This window comes from Microbacterium sp. GXF6406 (assembly GCF_054798215.1).
In genome coordinates this window covers 44,336-62,745 of sequence record NZ_JBSJZH010000013.1, presented here as the reverse complement: position 1 = coordinate 62,745, position 18,410 = coordinate 44,336, and the positions used below count along the sequence as shown (strand labels likewise).

Here is an 18,410-nt window from a genome sequence, read left to right as displayed (position 1 = left end):
GTCCCCGATTCCACAACGACAGCCACGGACATGCTCGTCCGCGATAATCTGCGGAGCATGACCTCCTACATCCGCCCGCACATCGAGCCCGACGATTTCTTCGACGCGCAGGGCGAGCGGATCGACTACGGCAATCGGTGGGCGCACCTCGACGGACCGCCGGAGGACAGCTACTCGGTAGACGAGCATCCGGAGCGCTTCGCCCCGCTGCACGCGGTGGCGGACGCGCTGATCGCACACCTCGTCACGACGTATGCCGTCGATGTCGAGGAGGGCGCGCATGTCGCCGCGGACTTCCGGCATCCAACCCCGGCGGATGCCGTCGTGCGCGCCGTGCGGTTCACGCCGCGGCATGAGGCGTCCGCGTCGATGACGGTGCTGTTCACGGCGTATCCCGGTGTGCGGGTGCGGGCGGGCATGTTCTTCGAGGAGGCGTTCCCGAGCTGCGGATGCGACGCGTGCGATGAGACGTGGGACGCTGCGGCCGAGGAGCTCGAGCAGCAGGTGCTGTCGATCGCAGGCGGCGGTCTCACCGAGAAGGTCGGCAAGCCGCGGCGGCGACGGGTGGGTTACAGCCGCGCGGGCGGGTTCGTCGTCGACATGGGGCAGACCGTGTCTCACTCGCTCGTGATGCTCGACGACAGCGGTTCGAGCGGCGGCGGGAGCGCAGCATCCGATCTCACGGCTCCGGAACTGGCTGCTGCCGCCGCGGCTTTGCGGGCGGTCGCCGAGGCGAGCCCCGCCGGGAATTGGCTGCCGTGGCCGGCACGGCCTCAGACGGATGCCGCGTCGATCCAGTAACGGCGCTTGAGAATCCCGCCGCGGGCGACGTGCCTGTCCTCGAACACGCCGCCGCACGTCTCGATGACGCCGGCGGATGCTTGGTTCGAGTCGTCACATGTCACGAGGACACGCCCTACTCCCCTTGCTGCGAGGTCGGAAACCGCGAGGCGCAGGATCTCGGTCGCGTACCCGCGACGGCGATGCGCGGGGCCGACCGCATAGCCGATGTGCCCGCCCTCGTGGAGCAGGAAATCGTTCAGCTCATGACGGATCGACACGCGCCCGACGATCTCGCCGTCCGCGATGGCGAGCAACCAACTGCTGGGCACGCGACCCGGCGCGATGTCGACGCCGTCATGCTCACGGCGGACGCCGGCGCAGATCTCTTCCCAGGATCCCGCGAACTGCAGGAATTCGAATTCGTCGGCAGCGAGCTGCTCGTGCAGCAGACGGCATGCGCTCTCATCGGCCGGCCCGGGCAGACGCAGTTCCACTCGCATCCGATCAGCGTAACGCTGCGAAGCATCGCGGAGGCCGTCCCCGGATCGCCCCGGATGTGCCGGGCCGAGTACGCTCGGTCACGTCCCGGATCAGCGCACCCTTCTTTCCTGATCTTCATCCGTCGCTCCGAAAGCAGCTCTCATGTCCGAAGATTCCCAGCCATCCGTGCTCTTCGTCTGCGTTCACAATGCGGGACGATCCCAGATGGCCGCGGGATGGCTTCGTGCGCTCGCCGGCGACCGAGTCGAGGTGCGTTCCGCCGGGTCGATGCCCGCTGAGCGGATCAATCCGGTGGCTGTAGCGGCAATGCAAGAGGTCGAGATCGACATCACCGCCGAGCAGCCGAAGGTGCTCACGATCGATGCCGTGCGGGAATCGGATGCTGTGATCACGATGGGATGCGGAGACGCCTGCCCGATCTTCCCCGGAAAGCGCTACGAGGACTGGGAACTCGAGGATCCGGCCGGACGGGGCATCGCGTCGGTACGGCCGATCCGCGATGAGATCAAGCAGCGCGTCGAAGCCCTGCTCGCTGATCTGCTCGCGTGATCGCCATAGTGGGTGAGGCACGACGCGACAGGGTCTGAAGAAGGAGCGCTGAGCCAGCCACGGTCGTCAGCCCGTCCGGCCGGCTTCGAGGCTGGCGATCATATGCCGGAGCCCGTACTCGAAGGCATCCTCGACGTCGCCACCGAGACGGAAGGCGCCGGCGAGCTCCATCTGGACGAAGCCCGTCGCCCAGGCGGTGAACAGGCGCGCGGCTGACAACGCGTGATCTTCCCCGACGAATGCCGTCACCGCCAGGAGTACGGGGGCCGCCGAGCGTTGCAGAGACTCCTGCGAAGCCGCCGGCGTGAATATGAGGCGGAACGCCTCGGGATGCTGATGGGCGAAGGCACGGTACGCGCGGGCAAGGTGGTCGAGGTCCGGAACGGCCATTGGAACGACCTGCTGCACGAGCTCGATCTGATCGGCCGACCGCTCTCCGACATCCGCGGCCTCGTGCTCACCCACGGCGACAGCGACCACATCGGGTTCGCCGAGCGGCTGCGCGAGGAACAGGGTGTTCCCGTGTTCATCCACGGCGCGGACGCTCATCGTGTGCGCACCGGAGAGAAGCCGAAGACCGCGATGGGGCCGATGCGCTTCTTCCGCACCGCCGGCTTCCTCGCCTACGCGCTGCGCAAGAACGGACTGCGCACCCGGTACGTCCAGGATGTCATCGAGGTCGTCGACGGCGAGAGACTCGACCTTCCCGGTGATCCCGTCATCGTCGCAATGCCCGGCCACTCCCCCGGCAGCATCGCGATATCCGTCCCCGCCGTCGATGCCGTTTTCGTCGGCGACGCGCTCACCACACGACACGTGCTGACCGGTAGCGAGATTCCGCAGCCCGCTCCCTTCACGGATGATCCGGAAGAAGCATCCGCGTCGTTGGACAAACTCATGGAAGTCAACGCCGGCTGGATTCTGCCCGGCCACGGCAAGCCATGGCGAGGCTCGCCCGCCGACCTCGTGGCCGCGATCCATGAATACTGAACGGCCAGGCGGGCGCTCACAAGTCAGACGAGTCCAGCGGATGCTCTCGGAGCCATGTGAGCACCTGCTGAGCGTGCGTGTTCGGCGGGAAGATCGGGTAGAAGATGTGTTCGATCCGCCCCGCGCGCACGATGAGGGTGAGGCGTGAGTAGAGCCGGCCCACACCGGGGGCGACGAATGTCGGGAGGTCGAGAGCATCCGCGAGCTGGAAGCCCTCATCGGAGAGCATCGCGAACGGCAGTCCGAGCCGCTCCACGACCTGGGTCTGATACGCAACATCCTGACTCGAGAGTCCGTACACCGCATCCGCTCCGGCCGCCTGCAGATCAACGAAGTGGTCACGGAAGTCGCAGGCCTCGCTGGTGCAGCCTCGCGCACCGGGGATCACCTCCCAGCCGTCCGGCAGATCCGTCCCGGGCCGCCCCGTGAGCGGATAGACGTAGAAGACCGTTCTTCCCGCGCCGAGCCCACCGAGATCCACGCGATGACCGTCGGTCCCCTCGAGACTCAGCGCCGGCAGCGAGGGGCCCGGAAGATGCGCGGCGGCGCCGTCATCCGTCGGGACGGGCAACCCCTCAGGCAGGCGGTTCAGGTCAGTCATCGCCGTCTCCTTCGTGAAGTTTCGAGACGCGCCCGTGTCGAGCCGGTGCACGAGCTCAGTTCTCTTGGCCTGGAGGGATGCGATGGCACGGTCGATCTCGTCGATGGCGTCTCGGTAGACCACAAGAGAGGACGGGCAGTCATCGCCATGCTCGTGGCCGAGCGAAAGGCACTCCACGAACGGAATCGTCTGACGCGCGGTGAGCCCCGCGGCAGACAGCTCGCGGATCTCGATGACCGCCTGCAGGTCGCTCTCCCGGTAGGCGCGATACCCGTTCGGCAGGCGTTCCGGATGCACGAGCCCGAGGCTCTCGTAATAGCGCACGGCTTTCAGGGTCACACCGGAACGCCGAGCGAGTTCACCGATCTGCATCAAACCACCTCCGCGCTCGACGCTAAACCTTGACCTGTGGGGCAGGGTCAAGCGTCCGCTGTCGGGGCACGGGGTCCTAAATCCATCACAGCCTTAGGTCTTCACTTTTCGCCGTTTAGGCGCTTTGTTCCACGCTTGTTCCCAGCTCAGCAGCTCGGCGGAGCGCCTGCAGCACCCGACCGTCCTTGACAAAGTCATCGATCGCCCCGTCGCAGAATCTCTCGCTGCGCTGGATCCAGGTCAGAAACGTGGACAACTGCGAGCGCGTCATTCCCGGGACGCTCAGGTCACGCACCTCGTCGACTCGGGCTGCGTATCCGTAGTCGGTTCCGACCAGTTCCGAGGCTCCCCACAGCGCTTCCATGAGCCGGCGGTCATAATCGGGGTAGGACATGATGTGCACTCCTGGAGCGCTCTCCCCCGACGGAGTCCACCCGACGACATATCCGCCCTCAAGCAGCTCGATACCGATGCTGATTCTCTGCACTGCGTGCATCTATCCCCTGCTCTCGCTGATGTTCCCGAGGAGCGCGCCGAAACCGGCGCACAGGACGTGGGCATCTTTCATCGGCATCCACCAGCAGGTCCAGCGCACGTCCGAGCCGCCGTCCGACGGGTCGGACTCGCCCCACGTCCACCGTGACAGCACGTCGGAGTCGAGAACCTCGAGCTGGAAGAAGTGCCGTTCATGAATCTCAGGCTTTGCTGGCCGCATGTCATAGTGCCCCACGCCGAGAGGGCGAACGATTCGAGCGAGGAGGCCGGTCTCCTCTGCGACCTCCCGGACGACAGCATCCGCCGGGGACTCGTCATCTTCGATGGAGCCCGCCGGCACCTGCACACCGGTGATCTCCATCGGGAAGTCGTCATGCGTGAAGACGAGCAGCTGCTCGTTGCGAACGACGTATGCGACAGCTTTGCGGACGGTGCGTGACTCCATCCGATCAAGAGTAGTCCTTGACTGGGCGAGAGCTTTCGACTCGCTCCGCTCGTTCAACGGCAGGAGGGACAGCCAGTGCTCACCGTCGCCGCTGGCACCGCGGGCAGAAGTGCGAGCCGCGGTTCATGAACGCCTCGCGCCTGATCGCGCCGCCGCAGCGGGCGCACGGCTTGCCCGTCTGACCGTATGCGTTCAGCGAGTGCGCGAAGTAACCCGCCTGCCCATTGACGTTCACGTACTGCGCGTCGAAGCTCGTCCCGCCCTCGGCGAGGGCCTTCTCGAGCACGAGCCGAACCTCGCCGATAATACGGCGAACCGCCTGCGTCGACAGCGCACGCCCCTGCGTTTCCGGATGGATGCGGGCGGCCCACAGCGACTCGTCGGCATAGATGTTGCCGATGCCGCTGACGACCGTCTGGTCGAGCATGATCCGCTTGATCGCGCTCGGCCGGCGACGCACCGCGGCTACGAAGGCCGCATCGTCAAACGCGGCATCCAGCGGATCACGGGCGATGTGCTGCACCTGCGTGGGGATCAGGTCGTCGCCGTCGGGCACGAGAGCATCGACCGCGAGCGAGCCGAAAGTCCGCTGGTCGGCGAAGACGACGGCAAGCCTGCCGTGTGAAGGATGCTCGACGAAGAGCCGGATGCGCTCATGCCGCTCCGGCGGGGCATCCGGAACACGAAGCAGCATCTGTCCACTCATACCGAGGTGAGCAGTCATGGCATCCGAGCCTCCGGCCAGAGGCAGCCAGAGAAACTTCCCACGACGACGAGCGTCGTCGATGCGCACGCCCTCGAGGCGCGCGACGAAGTCGACGGCACCGGCCGCATGCCTCGTGAGCGCACGCTCATCGAGGACGGACACGGCCGTCACCGTCGACCCGATCACCGCGGGGGCAAGGCCCGCGCGAACGACCTCGACTTCGGGAAGCTCAGGCACGGCTGCTGAGGGTGCGCCACGCGGTGAGCGCGGCAGCCATCTCGGCGGTCTTCTTGCTCGTGCCATCACCCGAGCTCGTGGAATCTCCGACCGTCACCGTCGCCGTGAAACGCCGATTATGGTCGGGCCCGGTAGCGGTCACCGAATACTCCGGTGCCGACTCGCCCAGCCGCGCAGCGAGTTCCTGAAGACTCGTCTTCGGATCCATCGCCGCGCCGTAGCGCTCGGGGTCGTCGAGCAGCGGCTCGGTGAGGCGCAGCACGAGCTCGGTGGCGGCGTCCTGACCGGCAGACAGAAACGTCGCGCCGAATACCGCTTCCATGGTGTCCGCAAGGATCGAGTCCTTGTCACGACCACCGGTCTGCTCCTCACCGCGACCGAGCAACAGGTGCTCGCCCAGCCCGATTCCTCGAGCCACCTCAGCGAGGGCGACCGTGGAGACCACGCTCGCACGCCGCTTGGCGAGCTGCCCCTCCGTGAGTTCGGGGTGCGTCGTGTAGAGCATCACGGTCACGGCCTGCCCCAGCACCGAGTCGCCCAGGAACTCCAGGCGCTCGTTGTGCGGGGCTCCGCCGTGCTCGTAAGCGTAAGAACGATGGGTCAGCGCCAACGAAAGCAGCTCAGGGTCGATATCGACCCTGAGCTTCTTTGCGAGAGATGCCGTCCCGACGGGGACGTCAGTCACGATCGTGAGACCGCGACTCAGACGTCAGCGACCTTGCGGCCCTTGTACTCGAGGAACAGCTCGGTGCCCTGCGAGTCGGTGACGACCTTCGCCTGGTGCGGACGGCTGTAAACGGTCTTGCCGTTCTCCTCCGTCTTCACGAGGGCGATCGGGGCCGCCTTCCACTGCGCGCGACGCGAGCGGGTGTTGGAACGGGAAACCTTGCGCTTCGGGGGGTTACCGGCCATGGCTTACTCTCTTCTGTGTTCTCAGGAGCACGACGGTCTGCCGCACTCCCCTGGTCTGTGATCTGCTGGAGCGCACTCCATCGAGGATCGATGGGAGCGTCTGCCTCCACTCCGGCGCTTTCGGTCAGCCGCTCGCCTGTAACCGGATCGAGTCCGAGGCAATCCGGCTGACACACCGGCTGAAAAGGAAGCGCCATGACGGCGGCTTCCCTGACAAGAATTTCAAGATCCACGTGGTTGTCTTGAACTTCGAAGTCAGTCTCTTCCTCACCAGGATACGCGAAAAGCTCCTGGAACTCGACTTCGACAGGCCGGACGATCTCCGTGAGGCATCGTCCGCAGACTCCGGAGTACTCGGCATCCGCCGTTCCGGAGACGAGAATGCCCTCGTGGACAGATTCGAGACGGACATCGAGATCGACCTCGGTGCCGGCGTCGAAAGTGACGATCCCCTCACCCCAGCGTTCAGCCAGAGGAACCGTGATCTGATGCTCACGCATCTCACCGGGGTGTCGAACGATGTCTCGGACCGGCACCACGAAGGGGCCGTTGAATCGGGTCTTCACACCTTCATGCTACCGGCCGCACCTGAGCGCGGGGCCGGTATCTCAGAGCCCGCGTGCGCCAGTGTCGAGGAAAGCCGCCACAGCACGCGGCACGAAAGGAGCGACATCGCCGCCAAGACCGGCGACCTGACGCACGAGAGAGCTCGACACCATGGCGTGGGCGGGGTCAGGCAGCAGGAACACCGTCTCGATGTCTGCGAGATGGCGGTTGACGATCGCCATGGGCGATTCGTAGGCGACATCGATTTGCGAACGGATGCCCTTCACGAGCACTCCCGCGTTCACATCGCGCGCATAGTCGACGAGAAGCCCCATGCTCCAGGATCCGACCACGATGTTGCCGCCCATGCCGTCTTCCTCGATGGACTGCTCCAGCAGAGACAAACGCTGCGCGATCGGCAGCATTGCCTCTTTTCCGGGGTTGTGCACGACCAGGACGTGGAGCTCGTCGTACAGCTTCGCCGCCCGACGGATGACGTCGAGGTGACCGAGGGTGGGCGGGTCGAAAGACCCCGGGACGACGGCGATCCGGCTGCTCATGGAAATCAGCCTATTGCACCCCTCGTCAGTTCTTCGCGAGAGCGGCGCGATCCTCGTCGCTCACCCGTCTGGCGATGGCATCGCGAAGATCCGGATGCTCCGCCAGCTGCGGGTCGTGATGAAGAATCTCCTCCGCCAGCTCGCGCGCACGGGCGATGAGCTTCGAGTCCTTGACGACTCGCAGCAACCGCAACGATGACCGAACGCCCGACTGGTTGGCTCCGAGAACATCGCCCTCTCCCCGAAGCTCGAGGTCGACCTCTGCAAGCGCGAATCCGTCGAGAGTGGCTGCGACGGCATCGACACGCTCACGGGCGAGCGAGTCCTCTTCCGTCTCGGTCACGAGCAGACAGAGCCCCGGCACGCCGCCGCGCCCGACGCGACCGCGCAGCTGATGCAGCTGAGACACCCCGAAGCGATCGGCGTCCAGAACGATCATGGTCGAGGCATTGGGCACGTCGACGCCGACCTCGATGACGGTCGTCGCGATCAGCACATCGATCTCGCCACGGGCGAAGGACTGCATGATGGCGTCCTTCTCATCGGAGGGCATCTTGCCGTGCAGAACGGCGCGTCGCAGTCCGCCGATCGTCGGATGCGTCGCAAGGGCGGCCTCCAGCTGGACGACGCCCCAGCGCGGGCCGGTTCCTCCTTCTTCGGAAGGCAGGAGCGCTGCAGCATCCTCCTGCCCGCCAGATTTCGTCGTCGTGTCGATCGCGGCGCACACGGCGAAGACCTGGCGCCCGAGCGCGATCTCCTCCGAGGCCCGTTCCCACACGCGGTGCCACCATGCGGGATGCTCCGCGAGAGGCGCGACGAAGGATTGAATGCCGGCACGGCCGGCGGGCATCGTACGAATCACCGACGTATCGAGGTCGCCGAACACCGTCATGGCGACCGTGCGCGGGATCGGCGTCGCGGTGAGGACGAGCGCATGAGGGCTGGATCCCTTGGCGCGGAGCGCCTCACGCTGCTCGACGCCGAAGCGGTGCTGTTCATCGACGACCACGAAACCCAGGTCGGCGAATGTCGTCTTCTCCCCCAGCAGGGCGTGCGTGCCCACGACGATCAGCGCCTGCCCGGACGCGACGCGCAACGCAGCTCTTCGCCGCTCCGCGGCCGGCATCTGTCCGGTGAGCAGAGTCGGCATGAGCTGCGCCGACAGGTCAGGGCCCAGCATCTTCGTGATCGATCGCAGGTGCTGACCCGCGAGCACCTCGGTCGGGGCGATCAGCGCCGACTGCCCGCCGCTCTCGGCCACCTGCAGCATGGCCCGAAGGGCGACGAGCGTCTTGCCGGAGCCGACCTCTCCCTGCACGAGCCGGTTCATCGGCCACGTTCCGATCAGGTCGTCGGAGATCTGGTCACCGACCGTCTGCTGGTCGGGAGTCAGCGTGTACGGCAAGGCCGCGTCGAATCTCTCGAGCAGCCCTCCGGCGCCGGCCGGGCGCGCCGTCGCGTTCAGAGAGCGGACGGCCTCGCGCTGCTGCAGGAGCGCTGTCTGCAGGACGAGCGCCTCGTGCATCCGCAGGGTGCGCACCGCGGGATCGACGTCGGTCTTCGTCTCGGGCCGGTGCACCTGGATCAACGCGGTGCGCGCATCGAGAAGGCCGTTGGCCTCGCGCACGTCGGCCGGCAACGGGTCGGGCACATCGCCGAGCTTCGTCAGCACCGATTCGATGATCTCCCGCAGCTGCGCGCTCGCAATCGTCGCCGTGGCCGGGTAGATGGGGATGGGTCGGTGGGCCCGTTCCTCGACCTGCGCCTTGCGATCCTCATCGTCATCGAAGAGCTCGTACTGCGGATGAGAGAACTGGGTGACCTCGTTGAAGGCGCTCACCTTGCCGGAGAACACGCCTCGACGGCCGGGGCGCAGCTCATCGCGCCGCCACTCGGCCTGGCCCAGGTTCTTGGCGAAGAACATCAGGGACACGCGCCCGTGCCCATCGCCGATGATCACGTCCGTCATCGCGCCGTTGCGGTTGCGCATCATGCGCGCCGACGACGACAGCACCTCGGCGACGATCGTCACGGTCTCGCCGATCGGCAGCTCGCGGATCGGCGTGAGCTCGGCGGCGTCGGCATAGCGACGCGGGTAGTGCGCCAGCAGATCGCCCAGGGTCTGCATGCCGAAGGCGCGCTCGAGCTTCTTCGCCGGCCCCTGGCCGATGGCCTCGGGCAGAGCGGTATCGAGGGAGAACGACATGTCTGAAGTCTAGAGAAGGTCACAGACACCCATAGGCTGAACAGGTGACGAGGATCATCGCAGGAGCAGCGCGCGGCGTGCGCTTGGACGTGCCCGGCAGCGGCACCCGACCCACGAGCGACCGTGTGCGCGAGTCTTTGTTCGGCGCGTTGGAGTCGATGGATGCTCTCACCGGTGCGCGCGCGCTCGATCTGTACGCCGGCTCCGGCGCCCTGGGCCTCGAGTCCCTCAGCCGCGGCGCCGTGTCACTGGATCTCGTCGAGAAATCGCGCCCCGCGGCATCCGTCATCCGCAAGAACGCGGATGCCGTGGCGAAGGCGATGGGTGAAGCATCCGCCCGTGTCCACGAAAGTGCCGTCCAGACGTTCCTCAAGCGAGCCGAGCGCACGTGGGACCTCGTCTTCACCGACCCGCCCTACGACCTCAGCGATGACGCCATGACGGGCGACCTCATCGCTCTCGCGCCACGGCTGTCACCCGATGCCGTCGTCGTGATCGAACGCGGCAGCCGTGCGACACCGCCCGATGTCTCCGCCGCCGGTCTCGAGATCTTCCGCGAGAAGACCTACGGAGACACGGCGATGTGGTGGGCTCAGCCCGTCGACGAGTCCCAGTCCCGATAGGGATCCCAGCCGGCGGTGTCCACAGCTTCACCGTCGCAGAGCACACCGTGCTCCCGCCGCGGGCGGACCGCGCCGATCACCCGGAAACCTTCAGGAACGGCACCGGCCGGGAACGTCGCGAGCAGAGCATGGTCCTCTCCGCCGGAGAGCGCCCGCTGCGGATTCTCCCCCAGCGTCGCCGAATCGATGTCGATCGTGATGCCGGATGCTGTCGCCATGCGCCCCGCATCCAGAACCAGGCCGTCCGAGACGTCCATCATGGCCGTCGCACCGGCACGGGCCGCGACCGGACCCAGAGAGATCGGCGGCTCCGGACGCAGCTGAGCGGCGACGGCACCGAGCTCGCCGGCATCCAGAACCGTTGCGTCCACCGGAACCGGCTCACCGTCGGTTCGGAACCGTTCGAAGAGCAGCGACAGACCCCGCGCCGAGACACCCATGTTCCCTGCGATCGCCACCACATCACCCGCACGGGCACCGGAGCGCGTCACCGCGGCACGGCCCTCGAGATCACCGAGCGCGGTCACCGCGACCGTCAGGGTATCCGAGACCGTGAGGTCTCCCCCGACCACAGCGCAACCGGGCGCGAGCGCATCGCACGCCGCGCGAAAGCCCTCCGCCATCCGCTCCACGAACGACAGCCGTGTCTCCCGAGGAACCGCCAACGCCACGAGCAGCGCCGTCGGACGCGCGCCCATCGCCGCCACATCGGAGAGATTCACCGCGGCCGACTTCCAGCCGAGATCGAATCCGTTCGACCAGGCCAGCCGGAAGTCCGGGCCGTGCACGAGCGTATCCGTCGTCGCGACGACGGAGCCCGATGGAGCCGAAATGACTGCAGCGTCGTCTCCCGGGCCGAGCAACGCATACGAGGCATCGCCCGTGCGCTCGAGGATCGCGCGAAGCACGGTTCCCTCCGAGATATCGCCCAGGCAGGGGTCGAAGTCTGTTGAGCGAATGGACATAGTCCCAACGGTAGCCTGGAAGCATGCTCCGCCGTCTCGCCGCACCCGCCGTCGTCCTGCTCGGGGCCGCCATGCTTGCCGGGTGCTCGAGCACCGTGCACCTCGAGCCGGCCGCCGATTCGAACAACCCCCTGTGCGCCGAAGTCATGGTCAGCCTGAAGACCGTAAACTCCGTCGCCGAGCAAGAGCGCCGCTGGACCGATGCCCAGGCCACCGCCGCCTGGGGATCGCCGACCTCGTCGATCCTGCTGACCTGCGGACTCGACAAGCCCGCGCCCACCAGCGAACTGCAGTGCGTGACGATGGAGGGCGTCGACTGGCTCGTCGACGCCACCGACACCCCGAAGCTGCGGCTGACGACCTACGGCCGCGAACCCGCCGTGCAGCTGTACGTCGACACCGGCGTCGTCAGCTCCAACGATGTCATCAGCAGTCGCGGAATCGTCGGCGCCGTGACCTCGATCCCCGCGACGAACGAGTGCACGACACCGGACGAGATCGACGAGGAAGCGGCCGAACAGCTGCTCGACTGATCAGCGTCCGAGGCCGCCCTCGATGAGTTCGGTGATCAGGTCGGTATAGCTCAGGCCGGATGCGACCCAGCACTTCGGGAACATGGAGATCGGCGTGAAGCCGGGCATCGTGTTGAGCTCGTTGACGATCAGCTCGCCCTGCGGGGTGACGAAGAAATCGACACGTGCGAGCCCCTGACCATCGACGGCCTCGAAAGCGCGCAGCGCCGTCTCACGCAGACGCTCGATCAACGATGCGTCGATATCGGCCGGACAGACGATCTCGACCCCATCACCACCGAGGTACTTGCCCTCGAAGTCGTAGAAATCGCGGGTCGTCAGCACGACCTCGCCGGGAAGCGATGCACGCGCCGGAGAGCCGTTGCGTCCGGCGAGGACACCGACCTCGATCTCCCGACCCGTGATGCTCGTCTCCACGAGCACCTTCGGGTCCTCCGCGAAGGCGATGCGCAGAGCCTCATCGATTCCCTCGCCATCGACGACCCTCGAGACTCCGACGCTCGAGCCGGCGCTGGCCGGCTTCACGAACACCGTGTCGCCGAGCTCCGCGATCCGGGCGCGCACAGCCGCGGCATCCTGCGTCCACTCGCGATGACGCACCGTGATGCCGGACGCCACCTGAATGCCGGCCGACGACAGGGCGAGCTTCGTGAAGTGCTTGTCGAGGCTGACCGCGGAATCCAGAATCCCGCACCCCGCATAGGGGATCTCGAGCACGTCGAAGAAGCCCTGAATGGCTCCGTCCTCGCCGTGCAGCCCGTGCAGCAGCGGCAGTACGACGTCGATCTCGCCGTGGTCGGTCACCGAGCCATCGGCATGCACCACACGCAGCGTGCGGTCGCCGTCCGGCTGAGGCCACAGCACACGCGAACCGTTGTCGAGCACCTCGGGCATGCTCTCGGCGTTCAACGCGAACTTCGCCGCGTCATCCTGCTCGAGGACGAACGCGCCCGCACGGGTGATCCCGACCGGGATCACATCGAAGCGATCGCGATCAATCGCCTGCAGCACTCCGCCCGCCGTTGCGGAACTGATGGAGTGCTCGCTGGAACGCCCGCCGAAGAGCACCGCCACCGTCTGCTTGTCCATGATTGGTTCTCTCCTCCTGGGGAGTGTCGTCGTCCGTGGTCAGATGCGGAGCGATGTCGCGCGGGTTCATCTTCCCGTCGAGCACCATCTTCACCTGCTCCACGATCGGCATGTGCACGTCTGCTTCATGAGCCAGCTGCAGGATCGGGGCGACGGATGCCAGCCCCTCCGCGGTCTGGTTCATCTGCTTGATGACGTCCTGATAGCTGTATCCCTGCCCGAGCAGGCGCCCGGCCGTGTTGTTGCGGCTCAGCGGCGACTGGCACGTGGCGATGAGATCACCGAGGCCGGCCAGACCCTGCAGGGTCTCCGGCTGCGCGCCGTTCGCCACTGCGAAGTCCGTCATCTCGACGAGTCCGCGTGTGATGATCGACGCCTTGGTGTTCTCGCCGTATCCGACGCCGTCGACGATGCCGATCGCGACCGCGATGAGGTTCTTCAGCACGCCGCCGAACTCGGTTCCGATGACATCGGTGTTCACGAACGTGCGGAAGTAACGATTGCGCGCAGCCCGCGCGGCGGTATCGGCGGTGTCCTGACTGGGCGACGCGATGACCGCGGCGGTGGGTTGCTCCCGGGCGATCTCAAGGGCGAGGTTCGGTCCGGATGCCACGGCGATCCGATTCGGATCGCACCGCAGCTCCTGCTCGATGACCTGACTCATCCGCAGGCCCGAGGAGCGCTCGACGCCCTTCATCAAGCTGATGATGGGAATCTCCCGGTCCGCGAGAAGCGGGCGCACGGCTTTGAGGTTCTCCCTCAGCGACTGGCTGGGCACCGAGAGGTAGACCTGGTCCACGCCGTCGAGCGCACGTGAGAGTTCATGCGTCGCGCCCATGCTGCGCGGCAGATTGATGCCGGGGAGGTACTTCGAATTGCGCTTGGCCTCGGCGATCTCGAGCGCCTGCTCGGGGCGCCGCGCCCACATCGTGACGTGCGCGCCCCCGTCGGCCAGGATCTTGCCGAAGGTCGTCCCCCAGCTTCCGGAGCCGATGACTGCGACACGGGGCCCATCGGATGCGATCGGTTTAGGAGTCAAGGCGACCCGTCTCCTTCTGTCCGTGATCGGCAGGATTCCAGCGTTTCGACGGGGCCTTCTCCTCGCGGAGATCCTCGAGCAGTGCCGTGATGGCGGCCATGAGCCGTTCCGTGGCCTCGGTGACCGCCGCCTGATCATGCTCCTTGCCGACCAAGTCGCTGATGTCGACGGGGTCTCCGATGCTGATCTGAACACGCTTGCGCGGAGGCCAGAGCTTCAAGCCCTTCGAGTAACGGCCCATGATCTCCTGCGTACCCCACTGAGCCATCGGGATCAGCGGAATGTCGCCGGCCATCGCCAGTCGAACAGCGCCCGACTTGCCGCGCATGGGCCATAGATCGGGGTCGCGAGTCAACGTGCCCTCGGGGTAGACGATGACGCCCCGGCCGTTCTCGACGAGTGCGCGCGACTGCGCGATCGTCTGCGCTGCGGCCGTGCGCGACGACGATCGTGCGACGGGAACCATCCCGGTGCGCGTGAGCGCCCACCCGAGAACCGGAACACGGAACAGGCTCTCCTTCGCCATGAACCGCGGTAGACGTCCCAGCCGCCAGACGGCGACGGCGACGACCAACGGATCGAACTCCGAGTAGTGGTTCGGAGCGAGCACGAACGCGCCCGTCGCCGGGAGCTTTTCGCGCCCGCGGAAGCGGAGCTTCGCGACGAAGGACACGAAGGGCACGACGAGCACCGCCAGAAGCCAGAACAGACTCGGGCGTGCCCTCTCCGATGACCGGGAAGCCACCGGAATCACCCGATGACGTCGAAGTCGGCGCCGACGGCCTCGAGCTTCTCGAGGAACTTCTCGTAGCCGCGGCTGAGGATGTCGACACCGGAGACCTTCGACTCGCCGGTCGCGGTGAGCGCGGCGATCACGTGGCTGTAGCCGCCGCGAAGATCGGGCACGACGATGTCGGCACCTCTCAGCGGCGTGGGTCCGGTGATGACGGCAGCCTGTTCGAGCTCGCGACGCGGCACGCGGCGCGGCCCGTCCTGGAGTCCGTGCGGGTGCACGACGATGTCGGCGCCCATCTTCACGAGCGCGTCCGTGAATCCCATGCGGTTCTCGTACACGGTCTCGTGGACCACCGAACGGCCGTTGGCCTGAGTCAGAGCGACAACGAGCGGCTGCTGCCAATCGGTCATGAATCCGGGGTGGACATCGGTCTCGACCACGACGGGCTTGATCTCCCCATCGCGACGGAACAGGATGCCGTCCTCCTGGATGTCGAACCATCCGCCGGCCTTGCGGAACACGTTGAGGAACGTGAGCATCTCCTGCTGACGTGCACCGCCGACGAAGATCTCACCGTCGGTCGCGAGAGCCGCCGATGCCCAGGACGCGGCCTCGTTGCGGTCGAAGATCGACCGGTGGTCGTAGCCGCGCAGGTGCTCGACGCCCTCGATGAGGATGACGCGGTTCGGCTCGTAGGAGATGATCGCGCCCATCTTCTGCAGAAGCGCGATCAGATCCATGATCTCGGGCTCGATGGCGGCGTTGCGCAGCTCGGTGATGCCCTCGGCGCGGACGGCGGTGAGCAGCACCTGCTCCGTCGCCCCCACACTCGGGTAGGGCAGATGGATGTTCGCACCGTGGAGTCGTCCGCCCTGCGTGGACAGTCGGATGCCGCTGGGCAGCTTCTCGACGACCGCGCCGAACTTGCGCAGCGCATCCAGGTGGAAGTCGATCGGACGGTCGCCGATGCGGCAGCCCCCGAGGTCAGGGATGAACGCCTCGCCGAGACGGTGCAGAAGCGGTCCGCAGAACAGGATCGGAATGCGCGATGCACCCGCATGCGCGTCGATCTCCTCCATGTGGGCGGACTCGACATCGCTCGGATCCAGCACGAGGGAACCCGGCTCATCTCCCTCGGAGACGCGGACCCCGTGAACCTCGAGCAGAGAGCGGACGACAGCGACATCGCTGAGGTTCGGCACATCGCGCAGGATGCTGGCGTCTTCACCGAGGAGTGCGGCCACCATCGCCTTGGTCACGAGGTTCTTCGCGCCGATCACATCGACGCGCCCGCGCAACGGTCGGCCGCCACGGATCGCCAGTACATCTCCGGTCAAAACAGGACTCCATCCTGAGGCTCTGCACGCGCGACGGACGTCACACGGCATCGCTTCGGTATTCACAGTCGCGGCCCCAGGCCGCTGGGGCGGATGCCCCGACTCACGGTGTGCTCGATGTCAGCGGACAGGGAGCGTGCGTGGGCGCCACGACTCGCGGCGCGCCTCGAACTGAGCGATCTTGTCTTCGTTGCGCAGCGTGAGCCCGATGTCATCGAGCCCTTCGAGGAGCCGCCACCTAGTGTAATCGTCGACGCCGATCTCGACATGGACTTCACCGATCGTGGCCGTGCGCTCTTCGAGGTTCACAGTGATCTGCGCACCGGGGTTCGCGTCGATCTCGGCCCAGATGCGTTCGAGGTCTTCCTCTGAGATCGTTGCCGCGAGCAGGCCCTGCTTGCCGGCGTTGCCTCGGAAGATGTCCGCGAAGCGCGGGCTCAGCACGACAGAGAAGCCGAAGTCTCGCAGCGCCCAGACGGCGTGCTCCCGGCTGGATCCGGTGCCGAAGTCGGGACCGGCGACCAGGACCGACGCGCCCTGGAACACCGGCTGATTGAGCACGAAGTCCTCATCCTGTCGCCAGGCGTAGAACAGTGCGTCATCGAAGCCCGTCTTGGTGACGCGCTTGAGGAACACCGCGGGGATGATCTGGTCCGTGTCGACGTTCGAGCGCTTCAGCGGAGCGGCGATCCCGGTGTGGGTGGTGAACTTCTCCATGGTCAGGCTCCAACCAGCTCTGCGGGCACGTCGAGGTCGTTCGGGCTCGAGAGGGTTCCGCGCACCGCGGTGGCGGCGGCGACGAGCGGCGACACGAGGTGCGTGCGACCGCCCTTGCCCTGTCGACCCTCGAAGTTGCGGTTCGAGGTCGATGCGCAGCGCTCCCCCGGCGCCAATTGATCGGGGTTCATGCCCAAGCACATCGAGCATCCGGCGAAGCGCCACTCCGCTCCGAACTCCGTGACGATCTTGTCGATGCCCTCGGCCTCGGCCTCCAGGCGCACCCGCGCGGAACCGGGCACGACCATGACGCGCACGCCTTCTGCCTTCTTGCGTCCCTTGATGATCGATGCAAAGGCACGCAGGTCCTCGATGCGACTGTTCGTGCAGGACCCCATGAACACGGCATCCACGGGCACTTCCTTCAGCGGCGTTCCGGGAACCAGATCCATGTACTCGAGCGCCCGCTCGGCGGCGATCCGCTCGTTCGGGTCCTCGAAGTCGGCCGGGTTCGGCACGGCCGCCGACAGCGAGCTGCCCTGCCCGGGGTTGGTGCCCCAGGTCACGAACGGCTCGAGCTCATCGGCGTCGATGAAGACCTCGGCGTCGAAGACGGCGCCCTCATCGGTGGGGAGCGTCCGCCAGTAGGCGACCGCGTCGTCCCAGTCCTGCCCCTGCGGGGCGTGCGGCTTGTCCTTGACGTAAGCGAAGGTCGTCTCATCGGGGGCGACCATGCCGGCACGGGCGCCGGCCTCGATCGACATGTTGCAGATCGTCATGCGCCCCTCCATCGAGAGGGCCCGGATCGCACTGCCGCGGAACTCGAGCACGTAGCCCTGTCCGCCGCCGGTGCCGATCTTCGCGATGACCGCCAGGATGATGTCCTTGGCGCTCACGCCGGGCTTGAGCTCGCCGTCGACCGTGATCGCCATGGTCTTGAACGGCTTCAGCGGCAGCGTCTGGGTGGCCATGACGTGCTCGACCTCGCTGGTGCCGATGCCGAAGGCCATCGCGCCGAATGCGCCGTGGGTCGAGGTGTGCGAGTCGCCGCACACGACCGTGATGCCGGGCATGGTCAGGCCGAGCTGCGGACCGACCACATGAACGATGCCCTGCTCGGCATCGCCGAGCGAGTGGATGCGCACGCCGAACTCCTCGGCGTTGCGCCGCAGGGTTTCGATCTGCGTCCGACTCGTGAGATCGGCGATGGGCTTATCGATCTCGAGCGTCGGAGTGTTGTGGTCTTCCGTCGCGATCGTGAGGTCGAGGCGGCGCAGCGGCCGATCCTCGGTGCGCAGACCGTCGAAGGCCTGCGGACTGGTCACTTCGTGCACGAGGTGCAGGTCGATGTAGATCAGGTCGGGCTCACCGTTCTCGCCCTTGACGACGAGATGGTCATCCCAGACCTTCTCGGCGAGGGTGCGAGGACGGCTCGCGAATACGGTGGAATCAGCTGAGGTCATGTCGA

General features: G+C 66.6%; 22 protein-coding genes and 1 pseudogene. 5 read left to right on the top strand and 18 right to left on the bottom strand.

Annotation, left to right across the window (positions count from 1 at the left end):
* Positions 1-57: 57 nt before the first annotated feature.
* The gene (locus ACWAUG_RS09100) at positions 58-801 is read left to right on the top strand and encodes a DUF6226 family protein (RefSeq protein WP_460802212.1); all 744 of its coding nucleotides are present in this window, start codon (positions 58-60) and stop codon (positions 799-801) included.
* Here the strand turns inward: ACWAUG_RS09100 and ACWAUG_RS09095 are convergent.
* Positions 774-1,283, bottom strand: coding sequence for a GNAT family N-acetyltransferase (locus tag ACWAUG_RS09095; RefSeq protein ID WP_460802211.1), 510 nt, complete (start codon positions 1,281-1,283; stop codon positions 774-776). The two genes, ACWAUG_RS09100 and ACWAUG_RS09095, sit on opposite strands and share 28 nt — an antisense overlap.
* Positions 1,284-1,425: 142 nt before the next feature.
* Here ACWAUG_RS09095 and ACWAUG_RS09090 point away from each other — a divergent pair, with 142 nt between their 5' ends.
* Positions 1,426-1,833, top strand: a complete 408-nt coding sequence (locus tag ACWAUG_RS09090) for an arsenate reductase ArsC (RefSeq protein ID WP_298040637.1) — start codon at positions 1,426-1,428, stop codon at positions 1,831-1,833.
* Positions 1,834-1,899: 66 nt separating this feature from the next.
* Here ACWAUG_RS09090 and ACWAUG_RS09085 read toward each other — a convergent pair whose 3' ends face one another.
* A complete protein-coding gene (locus ACWAUG_RS09085; protein ID WP_460802210.1) occupies positions 1,900-2,223 on the bottom strand; it encodes a TetR-like C-terminal domain-containing protein in 324 nt (107 codons plus the stop codon).
* Here ACWAUG_RS09085 and ACWAUG_RS09080 point away from each other — a divergent pair.
* A complete protein-coding gene (locus tag ACWAUG_RS09080; protein ID WP_460802209.1) occupies positions 2,170-2,823 on the top strand; it encodes an MBL fold metallo-hydrolase in 654 nt (217 codons plus the stop codon). The two genes, ACWAUG_RS09085 and ACWAUG_RS09080, sit on opposite strands and share 54 nt — an antisense overlap.
* A gap of 16 nt (positions 2,824-2,839) precedes the next feature.
* Here the strand turns inward: ACWAUG_RS09080 and ACWAUG_RS09075 are convergent, their stop codons facing one another.
* From ACWAUG_RS09075 to ACWAUG_RS09035, 9 genes and pseudogenes are all read right to left on the bottom strand, one after another.
* Positions 2,840-3,796: a MerR family DNA-binding transcriptional regulator gene (locus ACWAUG_RS09075; protein WP_460802208.1), complete on the bottom strand. Its 957-nt coding sequence runs from the start codon at positions 3,794-3,796 to the stop codon at positions 2,840-2,842.
* A 115-nt stretch (positions 3,797-3,911) separates the two neighbouring features.
* A complete protein-coding gene (locus ACWAUG_RS09070) occupies positions 3,912-4,283 on the bottom strand; it encodes a DUF6508 domain-containing protein (protein WP_298040628.1) in 372 nt (123 codons plus the stop codon).
* A 9-nt stretch (positions 4,284-4,292) separates the two neighbouring features.
* Positions 4,293-4,736 (bottom strand): NUDIX hydrolase, encoded by a 444-nt coding sequence (locus ACWAUG_RS09065; protein ID WP_460802207.1) that lies wholly within the window; start codon positions 4,734-4,736, stop codon positions 4,293-4,295.
* 79 nt (positions 4,737-4,815) lie between these two features.
* Positions 4,816-5,679, bottom strand: coding sequence for a bifunctional DNA-formamidopyrimidine glycosylase/DNA-(apurinic or apyrimidinic site) lyase (gene mutM / locus ACWAUG_RS09060; RefSeq protein ID WP_460802206.1), 864 nt, complete (start codon positions 5,677-5,679; stop codon positions 4,816-4,818).
* The gene (rnc, locus tag ACWAUG_RS09055) at positions 5,672-6,364 is read right to left on the bottom strand and encodes a ribonuclease III (protein ID WP_460802205.1); all 693 of its coding nucleotides are present in this window, start codon (positions 6,362-6,364) and stop codon (positions 5,672-5,674) included. Before rnc ends, mutM begins: the two co-directional genes overlap by 8 nt.
* Before the next feature lie 17 nt (positions 6,365-6,381).
* Positions 6,382-6,591: a 50S ribosomal protein L32 gene (gene rpmF / locus ACWAUG_RS09050; protein WP_441904435.1), complete on the bottom strand. Its 210-nt coding sequence runs from the start codon at positions 6,589-6,591 to the stop codon at positions 6,382-6,384.
* A 5-nt stretch (positions 6,592-6,596) separates the two neighbouring features.
* Positions 6,597-7,091 (bottom strand): annotated as a pseudogene (locus ACWAUG_RS09045) (YceD family protein); the annotation flags it as partial.
* Between the two features lie 108 nt (positions 7,092-7,199).
* A complete protein-coding gene (coaD, locus tag ACWAUG_RS09040; RefSeq protein WP_298039016.1) occupies positions 7,200-7,697 on the bottom strand; it encodes a pantetheine-phosphate adenylyltransferase in 498 nt (165 codons plus the stop codon).
* 25 nt (positions 7,698-7,722) lie between these two features.
* Positions 7,723-9,903, bottom strand: coding sequence for an ATP-dependent DNA helicase RecG (locus ACWAUG_RS09035; protein WP_460802204.1), 2,181 nt, complete (start codon positions 9,901-9,903; stop codon positions 7,723-7,725).
* A gap of 44 nt (positions 9,904-9,947) precedes the next feature.
* On the opposite strand from ACWAUG_RS09035, the gene rsmD reads away from it, so the two are divergent.
* Positions 9,948-10,526 (top strand): 16S rRNA (guanine(966)-N(2))-methyltransferase RsmD, encoded by a 579-nt coding sequence (gene rsmD, locus ACWAUG_RS09030; protein WP_460802203.1) that lies wholly within the window; start codon positions 9,948-9,950, stop codon positions 10,524-10,526.
* Here rsmD and thiL read toward each other — a convergent pair.
* Positions 10,496-11,491 (bottom strand): thiamine-phosphate kinase, encoded by a 996-nt coding sequence (gene thiL / locus ACWAUG_RS09025; RefSeq protein WP_460802202.1) that lies wholly within the window; start codon positions 11,489-11,491, stop codon positions 10,496-10,498. The genes rsmD and thiL overlap by 31 nt on opposite strands.
* 23 nt (positions 11,492-11,514) lie before the next feature.
* Here thiL and ACWAUG_RS09020 point away from each other — a divergent pair, with 23 nt between their 5' ends.
* On the top strand, positions 11,515-12,024 hold the full coding sequence (locus ACWAUG_RS09020; protein WP_298039005.1) for a DUF3515 family protein: 510 nt from the start codon (positions 11,515-11,517) through the stop codon (positions 12,022-12,024).
* Here the strand turns inward: ACWAUG_RS09020 and ACWAUG_RS09015 are convergent, their stop codons facing one another.
* The 6 genes from ACWAUG_RS09015 to leuC all read right to left on the bottom strand — a co-directional run bounded on the left by ACWAUG_RS09015 (position 12,025) and on the right by leuC (position 18,405).
* Entirely contained in the window at positions 12,025-13,113 is a 1,089-nt protein-coding gene (locus ACWAUG_RS09015) for a D-alanine--D-alanine ligase family protein (RefSeq protein WP_460802201.1), read from the bottom strand.
* Positions 13,019-14,152, bottom strand: a complete 1,134-nt coding sequence (locus ACWAUG_RS09010; RefSeq protein ID WP_460802200.1) for an NAD(P)H-dependent glycerol-3-phosphate dehydrogenase — start codon at positions 14,150-14,152, stop codon at positions 13,019-13,021. Before ACWAUG_RS09010 ends, ACWAUG_RS09015 begins: the two co-directional genes overlap by 95 nt.
* A complete protein-coding gene (locus ACWAUG_RS09005) occupies positions 14,142-14,906 on the bottom strand; it encodes a lysophospholipid acyltransferase family protein (protein ID WP_460802199.1) in 765 nt (254 codons plus the stop codon). Before ACWAUG_RS09005 ends, ACWAUG_RS09010 begins: the two co-directional genes overlap by 11 nt.
* The gene (gene murA / locus ACWAUG_RS09000; protein WP_298038996.1) at positions 14,903-16,276 is read right to left on the bottom strand and encodes a UDP-N-acetylglucosamine 1-carboxyvinyltransferase; all 1,374 of its coding nucleotides are present in this window, start codon (positions 16,274-16,276) and stop codon (positions 14,903-14,905) included. The genes ACWAUG_RS09005 and murA overlap by 4 nt, the downstream gene beginning before the upstream one ends.
* Positions 16,277-16,345: 69 nt before the next feature.
* Entirely contained in the window at positions 16,346-16,942 is a 597-nt protein-coding gene (gene leuD, locus ACWAUG_RS08995) for a 3-isopropylmalate dehydratase small subunit (protein ID WP_298038994.1), read from the bottom strand.
* A gap of 2 nt (positions 16,943-16,944) precedes the next feature.
* Positions 16,945-18,405 (bottom strand): 3-isopropylmalate dehydratase large subunit, encoded by a 1,461-nt coding sequence (gene leuC / locus ACWAUG_RS08990; RefSeq protein WP_298038992.1) that lies wholly within the window; start codon positions 18,403-18,405, stop codon positions 16,945-16,947.
* Between the last annotated feature and the right edge of the window lie 5 nt (positions 18,406-18,410).

Bases quoted from the DNA above. Each gene is read 5' to 3' on its own strand.
- ACWAUG_RS09075 (WP_460802208.1), bottom strand. From the start codon at position 3,796: ATGCAGATCGGTGAACTCGCTCGGCGTTCCGGTGTGACCCTGAAAGCC.
- ACWAUG_RS09020 (WP_298039005.1), top strand. From the start codon at position 11,515: ATGCTCCGCCGTCTCGCCGCACCCGCCGTCGTCCTGCTCGGGGCCGCC.
- leuC (WP_298038992.1), bottom strand. From the start codon at position 18,405: ATGACCTCAGCTGATTCCACCGTATTCGCGAGCCGTCCTCGCACCCTC.
- ACWAUG_RS09100 (WP_460802212.1), top strand. From the start codon at position 58: ATGACCTCCTACATCCGCCCGCACATCGAGCCCGACGATTTCTTCGAC.
- rpmF (WP_441904435.1), bottom strand. From the start codon at position 6,591: ATGGCCGGTAACCCCCCGAAGCGCAAGGTTTCCCGTTCCAACACCCGC.
- ACWAUG_RS09090 (WP_298040637.1), top strand. From the start codon at position 1,426: ATGTCCGAAGATTCCCAGCCATCCGTGCTCTTCGTCTGCGTTCACAAT.
- murA (WP_298038996.1), bottom strand. From the start codon at position 16,276: ATGCCGTGTGACGTCCGTCGCGCGTGCAGAGCCTCAGGATGGAGTCCT.
- leuD (WP_298038994.1), bottom strand. From the start codon at position 16,942: ATGGAGAAGTTCACCACCCACACCGGGATCGCCGCTCCGCTGAAGCGC.
- ACWAUG_RS09095 (WP_460802211.1), bottom strand. From the start codon at position 1,283: ATGCGAGTGGAACTGCGTCTGCCCGGGCCGGCCGATGAGAGCGCATGC.
- ACWAUG_RS09015 (WP_460802201.1), bottom strand. From the start codon at position 13,113: ATGGACAAGCAGACGGTGGCGGTGCTCTTCGGCGGGCGTTCCAGCGAG.
- ACWAUG_RS09085 (WP_460802210.1), bottom strand. From the start codon at position 2,223: ATGGCCGTTCCGGACCTCGACCACCTTGCCCGCGCGTACCGTGCCTTC.
- ACWAUG_RS09035 (WP_460802204.1), bottom strand. From the start codon at position 9,903: ATGTCGTTCTCCCTCGATACCGCTCTGCCCGAGGCCATCGGCCAGGGG.
- ACWAUG_RS09080 (WP_460802209.1), top strand. From the start codon at position 2,170: ATGGGCGAAGGCACGGTACGCGCGGGCAAGGTGGTCGAGGTCCGGAAC.
- thiL (WP_460802202.1), bottom strand. From the start codon at position 11,491: ATGTCCATTCGCTCAACAGACTTCGACCCCTGCCTGGGCGATATCTCG.
- coaD (WP_298039016.1), bottom strand. From the start codon at position 7,697: ATGAGCAGCCGGATCGCCGTCGTCCCGGGGTCTTTCGACCCGCCCACC.
- ACWAUG_RS09065 (WP_460802207.1), bottom strand. From the start codon at position 4,736: ATGGAGTCACGCACCGTCCGCAAAGCTGTCGCATACGTCGTTCGCAAC.